Source organism: Streptomyces sp. NPDC060049 (assembly GCF_042736715.1).
Taxonomy (GTDB): Bacteria; Actinomycetota; Actinomycetes; order Streptomycetales; family Streptomycetaceae; genus Streptomyces.
In genome coordinates, this window is record NZ_JBHWVV010000003.1 from 311,481 (window position 1) to 328,996 (window position 17,516).

Annotated in this window: 14 protein-coding genes; 8 read left to right on the plus strand and 6 right to left on the minus strand. The window is 74.0% G+C overall.

Annotated elements, in window-relative coordinates:
- Positions 1-143 precede the first annotated feature (143 nt).
- On the minus strand, positions 144-1,394 hold the full coding sequence (locus ACFWBY_RS06650) for an ROK family transcriptional regulator (RefSeq protein ID WP_385341119.1): 1,251 nt from the start codon (positions 1,392-1,394) through the stop codon (positions 144-146).
- A gap of 179 nt (positions 1,395-1,573) precedes the next feature.
- Entirely contained in the window at positions 1,574-2,668 is a 1,095-nt protein-coding gene (locus ACFWBY_RS06655) for a mechanosensitive ion channel family protein (protein WP_385341121.1), read from the minus strand.
- Positions 2,669-2,930: 262 nt separating this feature from the next.
- On the opposite strand from ACFWBY_RS06655, the gene ACFWBY_RS06660 reads away from it, so the two are divergent.
- Positions 2,931-3,476, plus strand: coding sequence for an HNH endonuclease (locus tag ACFWBY_RS06660; protein ID WP_385341123.1), 546 nt, complete (start codon positions 2,931-2,933; stop codon positions 3,474-3,476).
- Positions 3,477-3,514: 38 nt separating this feature from the next.
- Here the strand turns inward: ACFWBY_RS06660 and ACFWBY_RS06665 are convergent, their stop codons facing one another.
- On the minus strand, positions 3,515-6,538 hold the full coding sequence (locus ACFWBY_RS06665; protein ID WP_385341125.1) for a beta-N-acetylglucosaminidase domain-containing protein: 3,024 nt from the start codon (positions 6,536-6,538) through the stop codon (positions 3,515-3,517).
- A gap of 200 nt (positions 6,539-6,738) precedes the next feature.
- Here ACFWBY_RS06665 and ACFWBY_RS06670 point away from each other — a divergent pair, with 200 nt between their 5' ends.
- Genes ACFWBY_RS06670 through ACFWBY_RS06680 form a run of 3 tightly spaced genes read left to right on the plus strand, consistent with a single transcriptional unit; the run spans position 6,739 to position 9,347 of the window.
- Positions 6,739-6,987, plus strand: coding sequence for a hypothetical protein (locus ACFWBY_RS06670; protein WP_385341129.1), 249 nt, complete (start codon positions 6,739-6,741; stop codon positions 6,985-6,987).
- Positions 6,988-6,999: 12 nt separating this feature from the next.
- A complete protein-coding gene (locus ACFWBY_RS06675; protein WP_385341131.1) occupies positions 7,000-9,087 on the plus strand; it encodes a 4-alpha-glucanotransferase in 2,088 nt (695 codons plus the stop codon).
- 20 nt (positions 9,088-9,107) lie between these two features.
- Positions 9,108-9,347, plus strand: coding sequence for a hypothetical protein (locus ACFWBY_RS06680; RefSeq protein ID WP_385341133.1), 240 nt, complete (start codon positions 9,108-9,110; stop codon positions 9,345-9,347).
- 85 nt (positions 9,348-9,432) lie between these two features.
- Here ACFWBY_RS06680 and ACFWBY_RS06685 read toward each other — a convergent pair whose 3' ends face one another.
- Positions 9,433-9,990, minus strand: coding sequence for a MarR family winged helix-turn-helix transcriptional regulator (locus tag ACFWBY_RS06685; protein ID WP_385341135.1), 558 nt, complete (start codon positions 9,988-9,990; stop codon positions 9,433-9,435).
- Positions 9,991-10,106: 116 nt separating this feature from the next.
- On the opposite strand from ACFWBY_RS06685, the gene ACFWBY_RS06690 reads away from it, so the two are divergent.
- From ACFWBY_RS06690 to ACFWBY_RS06700, 3 genes are read left to right on the plus strand one after another with little or no spacing between them, the layout of a single operon-like run.
- A complete protein-coding gene (locus ACFWBY_RS06690) occupies positions 10,107-11,054 on the plus strand; it encodes an EamA family transporter (protein WP_385341137.1) in 948 nt (315 codons plus the stop codon).
- A 48-nt stretch (positions 11,055-11,102) separates the two neighbouring features.
- Positions 11,103-12,032 (plus strand): DMT family transporter, encoded by a 930-nt coding sequence (locus ACFWBY_RS06695; protein WP_385341139.1) that lies wholly within the window; start codon positions 11,103-11,105, stop codon positions 12,030-12,032.
- Positions 12,033-12,042: 10 nt separating this feature from the next.
- Complete coding sequence (locus ACFWBY_RS06700; protein WP_385341141.1) at positions 12,043-12,945, plus strand: LysR family transcriptional regulator; 903 nt, start codon at positions 12,043-12,045, stop codon at positions 12,943-12,945.
- Between the two features lie 221 nt (positions 12,946-13,166).
- On the opposite strand, the gene pepN is transcribed toward ACFWBY_RS06700, so the two are convergent.
- Positions 13,167-15,743, minus strand: a complete 2,577-nt coding sequence (gene pepN, locus ACFWBY_RS06705; protein ID WP_385340789.1) for an aminopeptidase N — start codon at positions 15,741-15,743, stop codon at positions 13,167-13,169.
- Between the two features lie 138 nt (positions 15,744-15,881).
- Here pepN and ACFWBY_RS06710 point away from each other — a divergent pair, with 138 nt between their 5' ends.
- Complete coding sequence (locus ACFWBY_RS06710; RefSeq protein WP_385340791.1) at positions 15,882-16,379, plus strand: DUF1203 domain-containing protein; 498 nt, start codon at positions 15,882-15,884, stop codon at positions 16,377-16,379.
- Positions 16,380-16,465: 86 nt separating this feature from the next.
- On the opposite strand, the gene ACFWBY_RS06715 is transcribed toward ACFWBY_RS06710, so the two are convergent.
- The gene (locus ACFWBY_RS06715; RefSeq protein ID WP_385340793.1) at positions 16,466-17,494 is read right to left on the minus strand and encodes an aspartate-semialdehyde dehydrogenase; all 1,029 of its coding nucleotides are present in this window, start codon (positions 17,492-17,494) and stop codon (positions 16,466-16,468) included.
- Positions 17,495-17,516 lie beyond the last annotated feature (22 nt).

Genomic DNA, 17,516 nt, shown 5'->3' on the forward strand with positions numbered 1-17,516 from the left:
GACTTCCTGGAGGGGTGTTGCGGGCGGGCCGTACGGGGCTCCGCGCGCTACGGGGCTGCGCGTGGGACGGTGCGTGCGGCCGGTGCGGAAGGTACAGGAGACGGGTAGCGGTTCGGGGCTGCGGTCGGCGGGGCGCCGCGGGTTCAGCGGCGCGAGGTGTCGAAGACCTCGTCGCGGGTGGCGGCCAGCGCGCTCTCCAGTGCCCCGCGCAGCACGGGCCGTTCCCGTACCTCGCCGGTGACCAGCAGGGGCCGGGACGGTGCGAGGTCGGCGAGCTCGGCTTCGAGCAGTCCGCGCAGCGGTTCCCCGCCCGCGATGGTCAGCGCGCCGGAGAGGATCACGACCTCCGGGTCCAGTACGGCGACCAGCGAGGCGAGGCCGGTGGCGAGCGCGGTGGCGTACTCCCGCAGGAGCCGCAGGTTGGCCCCCTCGGGCGCGGCGGCCGCCTGGGCCAGCAGCGCGGCCGCCGCTTCGACCATCGCCCCCGATTCGGCCCCGTGCACGGCCCCGTGCACCGACTCCGGGCCGGAGGCCCCGGCGGGCGGCGCCTCGATGCCGAGGCGGGCCGCCATCCCCGGCAGCACCTGCGCCCCGGCCAGTTCCTGGTAGCCGCCGGAGTTGACCCGGGTGACCTGGCGGACCAGCGGGTGGCCGGCGACCGGCAGGAAGCCGACCTCTCCGGCGCCGCCGGTCCAGCCGCGGTGCAGCCGGCCGCCGAGCACGAGGGCGGCGCCGAGGCCCTCCTCGTTCCACAGCAGGACGAAGTCCTCGTGGCCGCGGGCCGCACCCAGACGCTGCTCGGCGACGGCGGCGAGGTTCACGTCGTTCTCGTACTCCACCGGCATCGGCAGGGCCGCCGCCAGCTCGTCGAGGAGCGTGGGCGACTGCCAGCCCGCGAGGTGGTCGGCGTAGCGCAGCACCCCGGTGCGGGGGTCGAAGGAGCCCGGGGTCGCGATGACCACCCGGTGGATGTCGCCGACGTGCAGCCCGGCGTCCTTGACGGCCTCGCCGAGGGCGCGGGTGACCTGCGCGACCGGCCCGGTGCCCCGCACGTGCGGGAGTTCGTGGCTGCCGATCACCTCGCCGGAGAGGTCGGCGACGGAGGCGAGGATCCGGCCCGGGGTGACGTCGAGTCCGGCGACGTGCGCGGCCCGCGCGTTGACGGCGTAGAGCTGTGCGTTGGGGCCGGGGCGGCCGGTGGCGGTGCCGGTGGCGACGACCAGGCCGGCGGCCTCCAGACGGGCGAGCAGCTGGGAGGCGGTGGGCTTGGACAGCCCCGTGAGGTGCCCGATCCGGGTCCGGGACAGCGGACCGTGCGTCAGCAGGAGCTCGAGGGCGGCCCGGTCGTTGAGGGCGCGCAACAGGCTGGGCGTACCGGGGGTGGCGGCGGGCATGGGGTGTTTTCTCCCTCACCGAGGTGAACTGTTAGGTAAGTTTCCTATTCGTGTGTGAGCCGTGTCAATGGCGGCGCCCATACCGTCCCGCCGGCGTCGTACGCGCCGCTGCCCCCGCAGGTCGGCCTGCGGGGGCAGCGGTTCGCTCGTGGGGCGGGTGCTACTTCGTGGTGCGGGTGCTACTTGGTGATGCGGGGGCCCGAACCCGGACCGCCGGCGGCCGACGGGATCGGCACGGTCGCCAGGGACTGCGGGGAGGCCGGGTTCGCCAGCGCCGACGGCGGCGCGACCGCTGCCGCCGGATCCGCCGGAGCCTCTTCCTCGTCGGCCGCCGCCAGGCCCCCGACGATCCCGATGCCCGCGACGTCGAAGGCCTCCTTGATCCGCCAGCGCAGTTCGCGCTCCACCGCGAACTGCTGGCCCGGCATCGTCTTCGCCGACACCTTCACCGTCATCGACGCCAGGAGCACCTCGTCCAGGCCCAGTACCTCCACCGGACCCCAGAGCCGCTCGTCCCACGGGGACTCCTTGGCGATGCTGTCGGCGATGTCCTGCACCACCTCGCGGATGCGCGAGAGGCTCTCGGTCGGCTTGACCTGCACGGCCACGCCCGCCGTGGCCCACCCCTGGCTGAGGTTGCCGATCCGCTTGATCTCGCCGTTGCGGACGTACCAGATCTCCCCGTTGTCGCCGCGCAGCTTGGTGACCCGCAGACCCACCTCGACGACCTCGCCCGAGGCCACCCCGGCGTCGATCTTGTCGCCGACGCCGTACTGGTCCTCAAGGATCATGAACACGCCGGAGAGGAAGTCGGTGACCAGGTTGCGGGCGCCGAAACCGATCGCCACACCGGCCACACCGGCGCTCGCGAGCAGCGGACCCAGATTGATGTCGAGCGCACCGAGGACCATCAGCCCGGCCGTGCCGAGGATCAGGAACGAGGCCACCGAACGCAGGACCGAGCCGATCGCCTCGGACCGCTGGCGCCGCCGCTCGGCGTTCACCAGCAGACCGCCCAGGGCCGTGCCCTCCACGGCCTCCGCGCCGCGGTTCATCCGGGTGATCAGCTTGGTCAGGGACTTGCGGACGACCGAGCGCAGGGCGAAGGCGATGACCAGGATGAGCAGGATCCGCAGGCCCAGGTACAGCCATCCGGCCCAGTTCTCCTCGATGAAACTGGCCGCGTTGGTGACGCTCTCGTGAGTCTCTCTGATCGTCGTGGACGCGTCCGGGGTGTCGGCTGCGAGGGGTAGCAGGGCGGCATGCCTGGGCACGGCGGGAACCTCCAGATGTAGCGTCCTGCTCGCGGAAGGGTGGGTGCGAGCAGACCATCCACCCTAACGGGGCACTCGCCCTAGCTTGTTGCAGTGTTCGAGGGAGAGACCAGACTCACGCGGGGAGGAAGGCGGGTGTGGTCGAAAACACCTCGGACCCGTTACGGGCGCGTGGTGGCGCTTCGACCAGCCGTAAGGGGAGACTGGAAAGCAGATCGTCCCGGCGCGAGCCACGCGCCGCCGGCGTACAAGGAGGCAGTCCGTGCCGCACGTCCTGGTCCTCAACGCGTCGTACGAGCCCCTCGGCGTCGTACCGCTCCGTCGCGCGCTCGTCCTCGTCCTGGAGAACAAAGCGATCTCCCTGGAAGAATCCGGCGCCTTTCTGCACAGCGCGACAAGGGCCGTCCCCGCGCCCAGCGTGGTACGGCTCAAGCGCTTCGTGCGGGTCCCCTACCGGGGGCCCGTTCCGCTCACCCGCCGCGCGCTGTTCGCCCGGGACGGCGGCCGCTGCATGTACTGCGGGGCCGTCGCCACCAGCGTCGACCACGTCGTCCCGCGCAGCCGGGGCGGGCAGCACGCCTGGGACAACGTCGTCGCCGCGTGCCGCCGCTGCAACCACGTCAAGGCCGACCGGCACCTGGTCGACCTGGGCTGGCGCCTGCGGCACGATCCGGCTCCGCCGTCCGGACTGGCCTGGCGGATCATCGGGACGGGGCACCGGGATCCCTGCTGGATGCCGTACCTCCAGCCGTACGGGGCGGAAGCCGCGCTCGACCGCATCGGAATCCCGGCCGCCGCGGCCTCCTGACGCGCCCCGCCCCCCGCCCGGCGGCGCCCCGACCCCGGTTACGGGGCCACGGCGAAGGCCTCCGCCCGCAGGAGGCTGCAGCCGAAGCGCGTGGCCCGGGTCTCGCACGTGACGCGGACGAAGCGGGCCGGCGCCGCCGTCGGATCCAGGTGGACGGTGTCCTCCCCGCCGCGGGAGGCCACCGTCGCCGACGGGTGCCAGGAGACGCCGTCCTCGGAGGTCTCCACCCGGAACCGGGACGGGTACGCGTCCTGCCACCACAACCGCAGCAGGCCGACGCGGGCCGGTCCCGGGAGGAGTTCGGCCTGCCACCAGGCCCCGTCCACCGCCGGGGACGACCAGCGGGTCGCGGGGGAGTCGTCGAGCGCCGCCGAGGCCGGGAACTGCGGGGTCTCGTCGGCCGAGGACGAGGCCCTGGCGTGGCGCAGCAGGTTCGGCCCCGCCGTCCGGGGGAAGGCCCGCACCTTCAGGACGCGGGTCTGCGAGCCGAAGGCGACCGGGACCTCGTAGGTGCCCGGGGCGGTGCCGGCCGCCACCGTGACGTCCACCGGGAGGGTGACCGTCGTACCGCGCGGGGCCACCGCGGTGGCGGGCAGGCGGACCTCGATGCCCTTCGGAGGCGCCGCCGACAGGGCGCCCCGGACCTCACCGGGCCGCAGCGCGGACAGCGACGCGCGGACCCGCTGCGCGGCGCCGCCGATCTCCGCCTCCACGGTGTCGGCCAGCTCGAAGCGGGCTTCGGGGCCGTCAGCCGTCCACGGGACCACCCCGTGCACGGCCGGAGCGGTGCCCGACCAGACGAGCCGGACCGCGTCGGCCCGCAGACCGCCGACGTCCGCCTGGGTCCAGCCGGAGGCCGCCGCTTCGGCGACCTCGCGCCAGCCCTCGCCCGGTACGTGCGCCTCGATCACCGCGCCCCGGCTCCCGGGCGGCAGCGGGTCGGTCATGACGGTCACCGTCGAGACCGGGCGTGCGGTGGACAGCCGGACCGTCCAGGAGTCCGGCGCGCGGGAGACCGTGCCGGGCGTCTCGCGGGCCGCGCCGGTCCAGGCGTCGGCCTCGGCCCGGGCCCGGGCGAGGAAGGGGTCCAGCACCGCCTTGTCCACCCGGACGTCGACGGCCGCGCTGTCGGACAGTGCCTGGAGATCGGCCGAGAGGAGCCGCGACGCCTGCCAGGCCGCCGCGCCGTCGCCGCGCGCCTGCGCCTGCAGGACATCGAGGGCCAGCTCACCGGCGGCTCCGTAGCGCGCGAGCCGCGACAGCCAGGGCCCCGCCTCCTCGGCGAGGCCGGGCAGCCGTCCGGGTGCCTCGCGCAGGACGCGGAAGGCGGCCCGCAGCCGGTCTCCGGCCGCCGGGTCGCCCGCGCCGCGCGCCCGCCAGAACTCCTCGGCCAGGGGAGCCAGGTACGCGGACTCCGGCTGGGCCAGGCCCGACGAGGCGTTGTTGCCGGCCAGCGCCGCCAGCGCCTCGCGGGCTCCCCGGTCCGGGCCGGCGAGCTCGGCGACGGCCGCCGCCCACGACGCGGCGGCCCGGTAGCCGCGCGGGTTCCAGGTGAAGTCCGCGGCCGTGAACAGCGGGATGCGCGAGAGCGCGGCCTGGGGCATCGCGTTGGCCAGTACGGCCGCCGAACCGCCGGCCACGGCCGGGTCCCGGCCCGTGTAGGGGCCGAGGAAGATCCGGTCCGGATCCCAGTCGTTGACGGGGTAGTTGTCCATCGTGACCAGCGGGTGCCCGAGCGCGGAGCGCGCACCCGCCAGCTCCTGCCCGGTGATCGTGCGCGGCAGTACGCCGACGCCCGTCCATGCCACCTCGACGCGGCCGTCCAGCGCTCCGGCCAGAGCCGTCCGGTAGGCCGTCGCGCCCTCCTGGTAGTACTCCGTCGGGAGCAGTGACAGGGCGGGCGCCCCCGGATAGCGGCCGGCCAGGTACCCGGCCAGCTCCCCGGCGACCTCCGCGTGCGCCTTCGCGGCCGCCGCCGGGCCCTTGCCGTACCGCTCCCGGTCGGCCCGGCAGCCCCACTCCGTGTAGCTGACGTCCTGGAACTGCACCTGGAAGGCACGGAACCCGAGGTCCCACATCGCGTCCAGCTTGCGCGCGAGGGCCGCCCGGTCGGCCGCCGAGGACAGGCACATCGACTGCCCCGGCGCGACCGCCCACGCCAGCACGACCTTGTTGGCGCGTGCCCGCTCGGCCAGCGTCCGCAGCTCCGCCGCGCGCTCCGCCGGGTAGTCCCGGCGCCAGTCCGTCGTGCGGAACGGGTCGTCGCCGGGGGCGAGCAGCAGCCTGTTCTGCTTGGTGCGGCCCATGAAGTCGACCTGCGCGAGCCGCTGTGCGGCCGTCCACGCGGTTCCGTAGAACCCCTCGGTGATCCCCCGTACGGGCGCGGACGGCCAGTCCCGCACCAGGACCCCGGGCACCTTCCCGCCGCCCTGGGCCAGCAGCTGACGCAGCGTCTGCGCCGCGTGGAACGGCCCGTCCTCGCCGACGCCGGCCAGCGCGACCGTGTCCCGCCCCTCGGCCCTGCCCACCGCCAGCCGGTAGCCGCCGGCCGGCAGATCGGCCGCCGCGGTCGCGCCCAGCAGCCCCAACGCCCGCTCGGCGCCGGGCCCCTGGAACCGTACGACGGGGACCAGCGCGGGCAGCGGCTCCGTGTCGGCCCGCTCGTGCAGGGTCCGTACGCCCGCCTCCCGCAGGGCTTCCCGGACCACTTGGGCGGCGTACGGGTCCGCTCCGGCGGGCAGCACGAGCACGGCCTCGGTGCCCAGCGGCACCTCGCGCGCCGGATCGGCGGCCATGGATTGCGGCCGCGGCCACACCGCGGGCCCCTCGGTGGCGTCGCGCCCGGGAGCGGCGCCGGGGCCGGGTGCGGGGGCGCCCGAGGGAGCGGGCGAGGGGTCGAGGAGGGGCGCGGCCGCACCGGCAGCGGTGGGCCCACCGGGCGTTCCCGGCGCGGCCGTCGCGGCGAAGGCGCCGGGCGGACCGGCGGTCACGGAGCCGCCCAGCAGCGTCCCTATGACGGCGACGGCCGCGGCCGTCGCGCGCTTCCTGCCCCCGAGCTGCACGCAGCCTCCTCGTCCCGGGTCGTCCCCCGACCGTACGAATGGGCCCGACCCCACCATCCGTACGGCCGGGTGTCAACGCCGGTGGGTGATCTGGCCGGGATCGGCCAGGAATGCGGTGCGTCCGACTGGGTATGGCTGCGGTGTTCTCCGGCGGTGTTCCATGTTCCTGACCGATCCTCACGCACAAAGGAGTGCCTGCCGTGAACACCGAGACCCCGAACACCGCCACATCCGCCCCCGCCCCGGCAACCGCCCAAGCCACCAAACGGCTCCCTCCGCTGGCCCACCTGCCGGCGCAGGCCGGACCGTGCGAAGCGCCCCTGACCAGCGAGCCCTCGCTCGCCGACGCCGCGCACGCCCCCCTGACCAGCGAGCCCCCGCTCATCTGCGAGGCCCCGCTGACCAGCGAGCCGACCACCTCCGCCGCGGCTGCCGCCGCGGGTGATTAGACAAGGAATCCGATGGACGACCTCGCCCGGCTGGCGGCGCTGTACGGCGTCGCCACCACCTACCAGCCCGCCGAGGACGTCACCGTCCGGGTTCCGGAGGCCACCATCGCTGCCGTACTGCGGCAGCTGGGGGCGGACACCGGTACCGCGGAGTCCGTACGGGCGGACCTGGCGGTGGCCGAACACGACGCGGCGTACCGGCTGTTGCCGCGGGTGCTGGTGTGGTGGGCCGGGTCGAGGGCGCCCGTGGAGCTGACCGCGCTGCCCGCGGGCACCCGCACGCGGCTGGAGCTGGAGGGCGGCGGGGTGACGGAAGCCGCCACCGGGCCGGCGGGGGCGGCCTCCGGGCCGGCGGGGGCGGCCTCCGGGCCGGCGGGATCCCGCACCGGGCCCGCGGGGGTCGCCGCGGGGCTGCCGGGGGAGCCGCCGCCCGGCGTGCACCAGGTGCACGCCGAGGCCCCCGACGGCCGTACCGCGACCGCCACTCTGATCGTCGCCCCCGACCGGGCCCCCGCCGCGCCCGAGCGGACCCACGGGCTCCTCGTCCAGCTGTACTCGCTGCTCTCGGAGCGCTCCTGGGGCATGGGCGACCTCGCGGACCTGGCGGAGCTGGCGGGTTGGGCGGGCCGGGTGCACGGGGCAGGCTTCGTCCAGGTCAACCCGCTGCACGCGGCGGTGCCCGGCACCCCGACCGACCCGTCCCCGTACCGGCCCTCCTCGCGCCGCTTCCCCGACCCGGTGCACCTGCGGATCGAGGACGTGCCCGAATACGCCGACAGTCCGGACCGGGCCGCCCTCGCGGAACTGGCGGAGCGGGGAGCGCAGTTGCGGCGCGAAGTGCTGGAGAAGGGGGCGCTGATCGACCGGGACGCCGTCTGGGCCCTGAAGCGGGCCGCCCTGGAGCTCCTGTACGCCGTCCCGCGCGCCCCCGAGCGGGAGGCGGCCTACGGGGACTTCCGCGCCGAGCAGGGCGCCGAGCTGGACCGGCACGCCGCCTGGTGCGCGGCGCACGCCGGGGAGGACCCGAAGGCCCGGGCGGACTTCCACCGCTGGCTGGTCTGGCTGACGGACACCCAGCTCATCGCCGCGCAGCGGGCCGCCAAGGAGGCCGGGATGGCGGTCGGCATCGTGCACGACCTGGCCGTCGGGGTGCACCCCGCGGGTTCGGACGTCCGGGGTTCGCGGCACTACGCCGAGGGCGTCTGCGTCGGAGCCCCGCCCGACGCCTTCAACGCGCGCGGGCAGGACTGGGGGCTGCCGCCGTGGCGCCCCGACACCCTCGCCGCCACCGGGTACGAGCCCTTCCGGTCCCTGCTGCGCGGGGTGTTGCGCTCCGCGGGCGCCCTGCGCATCGACCACGTCATGGGACTGTTCCGGCTCTGGTGGATCCCCGAGGGGGCCCCGCCCGCCGAAGGCGCCTACGTCTCGTACGACGGGGAGGCCATGCTCGCCCTGTTGGTCCTGGAGGCACACCGGGCCGGCGCCCTGGTGATCGGCGAGGACCTCGGCACCGTGCAGCCGGGGGTCCGTCAGGCTCTGGCCCGGCGCGGGGTGCTGGGCACCTCGGTGCTCTGGTTCGAGCGGGACTGGGGCGGCGACGGGGAGCCGCTGGAGGCGGAACGCTGGCGCGCCGACTGCCTGGCCACCGCCACCACCCACGACCTGCCGCCCACGGCCGCCAAGCTGTCCGGCACCCATGTGGAACTGCGCGACCGGCTCGGCCTGCTGACCCGCCCGCTGGAGCGGGAGCGCGCCGAGGACGCGGCCGACACCGCGCGCTGGATGGACGTACTGGAGGACCTCGGGCTGGACACCAAGGGCGAGGAGGCCGCCGTACGGGCGCTGTACGGGTTCCTGGCGCGCACCCCGGCCCGGATGGTCGGGGTCTGGCTGCCCGACGCGGTGGGGGACCGGCGGCCGCAGAACCTGCCCGGCACCTGGGACCAGTACCCCAATTGGCGGCTTCCGCTCGCCGATGCGGAGGGCCGGCCGCTGACCTTGGAGGCGCTGGTCGCGTCGCCGCGCGCGAACGCCCTGCTGAGCGCGGTGCGGGACGGAGTGCGGACCCGTACGGCACCCCCGGGCGCGCGGGTCGTTTAGGTGTTCGCTACGTTTGCACCGTGGACAAGAAGAACGCTCTGCGCGCCGGCGCCGTCACGGCCGGAACGACGCTGATGATGCTGCTGATGACGTCTCCCGCCCTCGCGGTCACCCGCGACGACGGCGACGACCCGGGCCCGGGCCTGAGCATTGCCGAGACGCTGGGCCTCTACGTGGCCCTGCCGATCGTGCTGTTCCTGGTCATCGCCGGTCTGGTGATCGTCGGCGACAAGTCGCGCGACCAGCCGAAGGAGAGCTGACCCCTCCGGGGGTTCGCTCCACTCGAAACTTCCGGGGCGCCGGGGGTCCGCACGGACCCTCGGCGCCCTGTCGTACCCGGAGCCACTACGGGGTCCCCGCCATCACCTTGCGCAGCAGCGCGATGAGGGCCGCGACCTCCGCCTCGTCGAGGCCGGTGAGCGCCGCGCGCTGTACCGCCAGACCCGCCTCGACCGCCTCGTCGATCAGTGCGAGCCCGCGGTCCGTGATCGTCACCTGGAGCCCCCGCCGGTCGTGCGGATCGGGCTTGCGGCACAGCAGCCCCGCCTTCTCCAGCTTGTCCAGCCGTCCCGTCATGCCCCCCGTGGTGAGCATCAGCGTGGCCGACAGCTGGCGGGGCGAGAGCGTGTACGGGCTTCCGCTTCGGCGCAGCGTGGCGACGACGTCGAACTCCCCGCGCGCGATTCCGTACCGCGAGTAGGCCCGCTCCATCTCGTCGCCCATGGCCCTGGCGATCCGGAAGATCCGGCCGAAGACGGCCATGGGCGTGGTGTCCAGGTCCGGACGGACCACCGCCCACTGGTCGGCGATCGCGTCGACGGGGTCCTTGGCGGGCGCGGTCACGGCGTCGGCGGCGGGCTCGGTCGGGCGTTCGCCCGCGGGCGCGGGCTGGGGCTCGGTCATGGGCGCAGTATCCGGCTTCCGCTTCTCCCTTGGCAAGAAAGTAGCTTGTTGGCAAGTAGCTTAGTGCTAAGCTACTTGCCAGCAAGCTACTCGTTCCCGCCGGAGGAGCATCCGCCATGAAGCGCGTCGCCGTCATCGCCCTGACCGCCCTGGCCCCCGTCTCCTGGGGCTCCACATACGCCGTGGCCTCCGAACTCCTGCCGCCCGACCGGCCCTTGTTCACCGCGGTGATGCGGGCCCTGCCCGCCGGACTGCTGCTGACCGCCCTCGCCCGGACCCTTCCCAAGGGCCAGTGGTGGTGGAAGTCCGCCGTCCTGGGCGCACTCAACATCGGCGCCTTCTTCCCGCTGCTCTTCCTCGCCGCCTACCGCCTGCCCGGCGGGGTCGCGGCCGTCCTCGGGGCCGCCGGCCCGCTGTTCGTCGTGGGACTGGCCGCCCTGCTGCTCGGGGAGCGGGCGCGGCCGCGGACCGTGCTGGTCGCCATCGTCGGAGCCCTCGGTGTGAGCATGGTCGTGCTGACCGCCGAGGCGGCGCTCGACCTGATCGGGCTCGCCGCGGGCGTGGTCTCCTCGGCCTCCATGGGTGCCGGCACCGTCATGACCAAGCGCTGGGGGCGGCCCGAGGGTGCCGGGCCGCTGGCGATGGCCGGCTGGCAGCTCACCGCGGGCGGACTGATGATCATCCCGATGGCCGTACTGGTGGAGGGGGCGCCGCCGGCGCTCGACGCGAAGGCCTACCTCGGCTACGGCTACATGATGCTGATCAACACCGGAATGGCTTACTGGCTCTGGGTGCGCGGCATCGGGCAGCTCACCGCAACCTCCGTCACCCTGCTCGGCATGCTCTCCCCGCTGACCGCCGCCGTCATCGGATGGGCGGCCCTCGGGCAGGCGCTGTCGCCCGTGCAGGTGGTGGGCATGGTGATCGCCCTCGGGGCGACCGTCGCGGGTCAGGTCGTGGCCGGGGCGCCGCGGGCCGGGACCGAGGCCCGATCGTTCGATTCTCCTGAAGGAACCGATCGCAATGTTTCGATGGACCTGACGGGTGGCCCGGTGCGACGGTAGGTCCTGCGACCCGCCCCAGACCCGAAGGAGAGACACACAGTGGCCGTCATGGACCGCGCCCGTACCGTTTCGCAGACAGAGCAGCCCGCCGGCGCGGACACCCGTGCCACCAAGGGAGCCACCGGCCTCGGCGTGCTCCTCGCCCTGCTCGCGACGGTCGTCTGGTCCGGCAGCTTCGTCGCCACCCGGGGCATGGCGGACAGCATCCCGCCCGTGCAGGCCGTGTTCTGGCGCTGGACCATCGCCGCGGTCGCCGTCGCCCCCTTCGCCGCCAGGCAGGCCTGGCGGCAGCGGGCCCTGATCCGCGGGCACTTCGGCTACATCGCGCTGGCCACGCTCTTCGGCGTCGCCCTCTACAACACCCTCGTGCACCAGGCCGGACTGACCACCTCGGCCTCCAACATGGGCATGATCATGGCCGCGGCACCGGTCGTCATGGCCCTCTACGCCCGCCTCGGCGGCGAACGGCTCGGTCCCCGGCGCACCTTCGGACTGGCCCTCGCGGCCCTCGGCGTGCTGCTCCTGGTCGGCAAGGGATCGATCCGCTTCGACTTCGCCGCGGGCGACCTGTGGATGTTCGGCGCCGCCCTGTCCTTCGCCACGTACAGCGCGCTCCTCAAGCGCAAGCCCGCCGAACTGGGCGGCCTCACCTTCCTGATCAGCACCTTCGTCCTCGGCGCGCTGATGCTCGCCCCCGCGTACGCGATCTCCCTCAGCGTCCAGGGCGGCTTCCACGCCACCCCCTCCGCCGCCGGAATGCTCCTCTACGTCGGCGTCCTCTCCTCCGCCGTCGCCTTCTTCGCCTGGAACAAGGCCGTCTCGATAATCGGCGCCGCCCGCGCGGGAGTCGTCTACTACCTCCAGCCGGTCTGCGTCGCGGGCCTCGGCTTCCTCCTCATCGGCGAGCGGACCGGCCCGGCGCAGCTGCTGTGCATGGCACTCATCCTGGGCGGCGTGGGCCTCGGGGCCCGGCGGTAGGTTCGGCCCCATGACCGAGTGGGACATCAAGAAGCTGCGGATCCTGCGGACCCTCGCCGACCAGGGGACCGTGACCGCGACGGCCGGGGCGCTGCACATGACGCCCTCGGCCGTCTCGCAGCAGCTGACCAACCTCGCCAGGCAGCTCGGGGTCCCCCTGCTGGAGGCCCAGGGCCGACGGGTCCGCCTCACCGACGCCGCGCACCTCGTACTGCGGCACGCGGAGGCGGTCTTCGCCCAACTGGAGCGGGCCGAGGCCGAACTGGCCGGGTACGTGGCCGGGGAGGCGGGAGAGGTCCGGATCGGGGCCTTCTCCACCGCCGTACCGGTCCTCGTCGTCCCGGCGGTCGCCGCGCTGCGGCTCTCGCACCCCGCGGTGGAGGTCCGCGTACGGGAGACCGAGGCTGCCGAGTCCTACGAGCTGCTGTCCGCCGGGGTCGTCGACCTGGCACTCTCCCTCGCGGCCCACGCCCCGACCGCCCGGGACCCCCGCTTCACCCGCACGACGCTGCTGGAGGACCCGCTCGACGTGGCCCTGCCCCCGGCGCACCCGCTGGCCGGCGCGCCGGAGCTGCGGCTCGCGGACCTGTCCGGCGACCCGTGGATCTACGGCGGCAGCGGCCCCTGGTCGCAGATCACCCGCAGCGCGTGCGAGGCGGCCGGCTTCGTCCCCGAACAGGCCCACTCGGCGTCCGGATGGACCGCGATCCTGGCGATGGTCGAGGCGGGGATGGGGGTGGCGCTGGTCCCGCGCATGGTGGCGAGCCGCGCTCCGGGCGTCGCCGTCCGCGTCCTGTCCCACGACCGGCCCACCCGGCACGTCATCGCGGCCCTGCGCCGGGGCTCCGAATCGGCCCCGGCGGTGTCCCACGCGCTCGCCGCTCTGCGGAACGTCGCCGTCGCACGGGGGTAGTGGCTGCCGTGGGGCGGGGGTAGCCGCTGCGCGGCGCTTTCCCCCATCCGGCCCCCGTCCCGGAACGGGCCCCCGTCCCGGAACCGGGCGCCGGCCCGGCCCGGGCCCTCGAACGCCGGCGGGCCGAAAGATGCCGCGCAGCGGCACCTCTCGACCCGCCGGCGTTCGAGGCGCCGCTGCTGCGGCAGAGCCCCGGCAGCGGCGCGAGCCGGTCGGACGGCCTAGGCCAGGGCGTCCGCTGCCTGGGCCTTCAGCGCGCGCTCGACGCCCGCGCGGGACTCCGAGACCAGGCGGCGCAGGGCCGCGTTCGGCTCGGCCGAGGCGAGCCAGGCGTCCGTCGCCGCGAGGGTCTCCGGGGAGACCTGGAGGGACGGGTAGAGCCCCACCGCGATCTGCTGGGCGATCTCGTGGCTGCGGGTGTCCCAGACCTCCTTGACCGCCGCGAAGTACCGCGCGGTGTACGGGGCGAGGAGCTCACGCTGGTCGGTCTGGACGAATCCGCCGATCACCGCCTCCTGCACCGCGTTCGGGAGCGAGTCGCCCTCGACGACCGAGGCCCAGGCCTCCGCCTTGGCCTCCGCCGTCGGACGCGCCGCCCGGGCGGTCGCCGCGTGGCGCTCGCCCGCAGCCGTCTTGTCCCGCTCCAGCTCGGCCGCGATCGCCGGCTCGCCGGCGACGCCCGTGGCGACCAGGCGCTCCAGGAACGCCCACCGCAGCTCGGTGTCGACGGCCAGGCCCTCGATCTCCGCCGCGCCGTCCAGCAGCGCCGACAGGTAGGTCAGCTGCCCCTCGGTGCGGGCCGTCGCCGCGAAGGCGCGGGCCCAGGCCAGCTGGTGGTCGCTGCCCGGCGCGGCAGCGCGCAGGTGCTCCAGGGTGGCCTCCGTCCAGACGGCCAGGCCCTGCTCGCGCCACGCCGGGTCGGCGTACAGGTCGACCGCCAGCTTCACCTGGCGGTGCAGCGACTGGACGACGCCGATGTCCGACTCCTTGCCGATGCCCGACAGGACGAGGGCGAGGTAGTCGCGGGTCGCCAGCTCGCCGTCGCGGGTCATGTCCCAGGCCGAGGCCCAGCACAGGGCGCGCGGCAGCGACTCGGTGAAGTCGCCCAGGTGCGCGGTGACGTTCTCCAGCGAGACCTCGTCCAGGCGGACCTTGGCGTACGACAGGTCGTCGTCGTTCAGCAGCACGACGGCCGGCCGGGTACGGCCCACGAGCTCCGGTACGGCGGTGAGGCCGCCGTCGATGTCCAGCTCGATCCGGTCGGTGCGCACCAGTTTGCCGTCGGCCAGGTCGTACAGGCCGACCGCGATGCGGTGCGGCCGCAGGACCGGCTCGCCCTTGGCGCCGACGGGCAGCGCCGGGGCCTCCTGGCGGACGGCGAAGGCGGTGATGACACCCTGCGCGTCCGTCTCGATCTCCGGGCGCAGGATGTTGATGCCGGCCGTCTCCAGCCACGCCTTCGACCAGGCGGTCAGATCGCGGCCGGAGGTCTCCTCCAGGGCGCCCAGCAGGTCGGACAGGCGCGTGTTCCCGTACGCGTGCGCCTTGAAGTACGCCTGCACGCCCTTGAAGAAGGCGTCCATGCCGACGTAGGCGACGAGCTGCTTGAGCACCGAGGCGCCCTTGGCGTACGTGATGCCGTCGAAGTTGACCAAGACGTCGTCCAGGTCACGGATGTCGGCCATGATCGGGTGCGTGGACGGCAGCTGGTCCTGCCGGTACGCCCAGGTCTTCATGGAGTTGGCGAAGCTCGTCCACGCGTGCGGCCACTTCGAGCCCTCGGCGTAGGCCTGGCAGGCGATCGACGTGTACGTCGCGAACGACTCGTTCAGCCACAGGTCGTTCCACCACTCCATGGTGACCAGGTCGCCGAACCACATGTGCGCGAGCTCGTGCAGGATCGTCTCGGCGCGGACCTCGTACGCCGCGTCCGTCACCTTCGAGCGGAAGACGTACTGGTCGCGGATGGTGACCGCGCCCGCGTTCTCCATCGCACCCGCGTTGAACTCCGGCACGAAGAGCTGGTCGTACTTCGCGAAGGGGTAGTCGTAGGCGAACTTCTCCTGGAACCAGGCGAAGCCCTGCCGGGTCACGTCGAAGATCGCGTCGGCGTCGAGGAACTCGGCGAGCGAGGGCCGGCAGTAGATGCCGAGCGGGACGGACTGCCCGCCCGGACCCTCGTAGGAGCTGTGCACCGCGTGGTACGGGCCGACGATCAGGGCCGTGATGTACGAGGAGATCCGCGGGGTCGGCTCGAAGACCCACACGTTGTCCTTGACGTCCGAGGCCTGCGGCGTCGGCGAGTTCGAGATGACCGTCCAGCCCTCGGGGGCCTTCACGGTGAACTGGAACGTGGCCTTCAGGTCCGGCTGCTCGAAGCTGGCGAAGACCCGCCGCGCGTCCGGAACCTCGAACTGGGTGTACAGGTAGGCCTGCTCGTCGACCGGGTCGACGAAACGGTGCAGGCCCTCACCGGTGTTGGTGTAGGCGCAGTCGGCGACGACGCGGAGCTCGTTGGCTCCGGCGGCGAGGTGGGCGAGCGCGATCCGGGAATCCCGGAAGACGGCGGCCACGTCCAGGGCCTTGCCGTTGAGGACGACCTCGTGCACGGCCGGCGCGACCAGGTCGATGAAGGTCTCGGCGCCGGCCTCGGCGGACTGGAAGCGCACGGTGGTCACGGAGGGGTACGAGCCGCCCTCCTGCGCTCCGCTGAGATCGAGCTCGATCTCGTACGAGTCGACACTGAGCAGCTTTGCGCGCTGCTGAGCCTCTTCACGGGTCAGATTCGTGCCAGGCACGCGTTCATCTCCTTCGATGGTGACGGTGCCCGCCATCCTTCCACGCGGTCCGGGCCAGCGCGCCGGAGTAATCCACCGGCGAACGCGATGTCCGATTTCCGCCAGCTTCGTCGGGCCCGGCCGCGCACAGTGGACCGCATGACCGCTCACACCGTGCTTCCCATCGCCCCTGACGTCCTCGCCTCCCTGCGCGCCATCGACGACGCCGGGCGGCCCTGCCTGCCCTACGAGGACTCCGAGGGCGGTGCCCCGCTCCGCTGCTGTCTGCGCCGCAGCGTCCCGGGCGAACGGATCGCCCTCGTCTCCTACGCCCCGCTGCGCCGCTGGGCCGCGGAGACGGGGGCCGACCCGGGCGCCTACGACGAGCAGGGCCCGGTGTTCGTCCACGCGGGCGACTGCGGCGGACCGGCCGCGGGGGCCGGCCTCCCCTTCGCCCAGCCCGGCGCCCTGCGCACGGCTCGCCGTTACGACGCGGCGGGCCACATCCTGGGCGGCAGCGTCCTGGCTCTCGCCGAGGACCCGGAGGCGGTGGTCGACCGGGCGCTGACGGAGGCCTTCGCGGACCCGCGGACCGCCCTCGTCCACGTCCGCGCGGCCGAATTCGGCTGCTACCTCTTCGAGGTCCGCAGGGCGTAGGGCCCGCCGGCCCGGTGATCCCGGCCCGAAGACGAAGGGGCGGCGCCGTGACGGCGCCGCCCCTTCGTCCCGTGCGCGTGCGCGGATCAGCCGCGCAGCTCCTCGGCGACGAGCTCCGCGATCTGGACCGCGTTCAGCGCGGCACCCTTGCGGAGGTTGTCGTTCGAGAGGAACAGCGCGAGGCCGTTCTCGGCGGTCTCGTCGGCGCGGATGCGGCCCACGTACGAGGCGTCCTTGCCGGCGGCCTGCAGGGGGGTCGGGATCTCCGAGAGCTCGACGCCCGGAGCGTCCTTCAGCAGCTCGTAGGCGCGCTCGACGCTCAACGGGCGGGCGAAGCGGGCGTTGACCTGCAGGGAGTGGCCGGAGAAGACCGGCACGCGCACGCAGGTGCCCGAGACCTTGAGCTCCGGGATCTCGAGGATCTTGCGGGACTCGTTGCGGAGCTTCTGCTCCTCGTCCGTCTCGAAGGAGCCGTCGTCGACGAGGTTGCCCGCGAGCGGGACCACGTTGTAGGCGATCGGCCGCTGGTAGACCTGCGGCTCGGGGAACTCCACCGCGCCGCCGTCGAAGGTCAGCTGGTCGGCGGCCTCGGAGACCGCGCAGGCCTGGCCCTTCAGCTCGGCGACGCCCGCCAGGCCCGAGCCGGACACGGCCTGGTAGGTGGTGGCGATCAGCGAGGTCAGGCCGGCCTCGTCGTGGAGCGGGCGCAGCACCGGCATCGCGGCCATCGTGGTGCAGTTCGGGTTGGCGATGATGCCCTTGGGACGGTTCTTGATCGCGTGCGGGTTGACCTCGGAGACGACGAGGGGGACGTCGGGGTCGCGGCGCCAGGCGGAGGAGTTGTCGATGACCACGGCGCCCTGCGAGGCGACCTTCTCGGCGAGGGCCTTCGAGGTGGAGCCGCCCGCGGAGAAGAGCACGATGTCCAGGCCGGAGTAGTCGGCCGTGGAGGCGTCCTCGATGGTGATCTCGCGGCCCTCCCACTCGAGGGTCGAGCCGGCCGAACGGGCCGAGGCGAAGAGGCGCAGCTCGTCCACCGGGAACTTGCGCTCGGCGAGGATGCCGCGCATGACTCCGCCGACCTGTCCGGTGGCTCCGACGATTCCGACCCTCACGGTGACTCCTTCTGGTACGTAC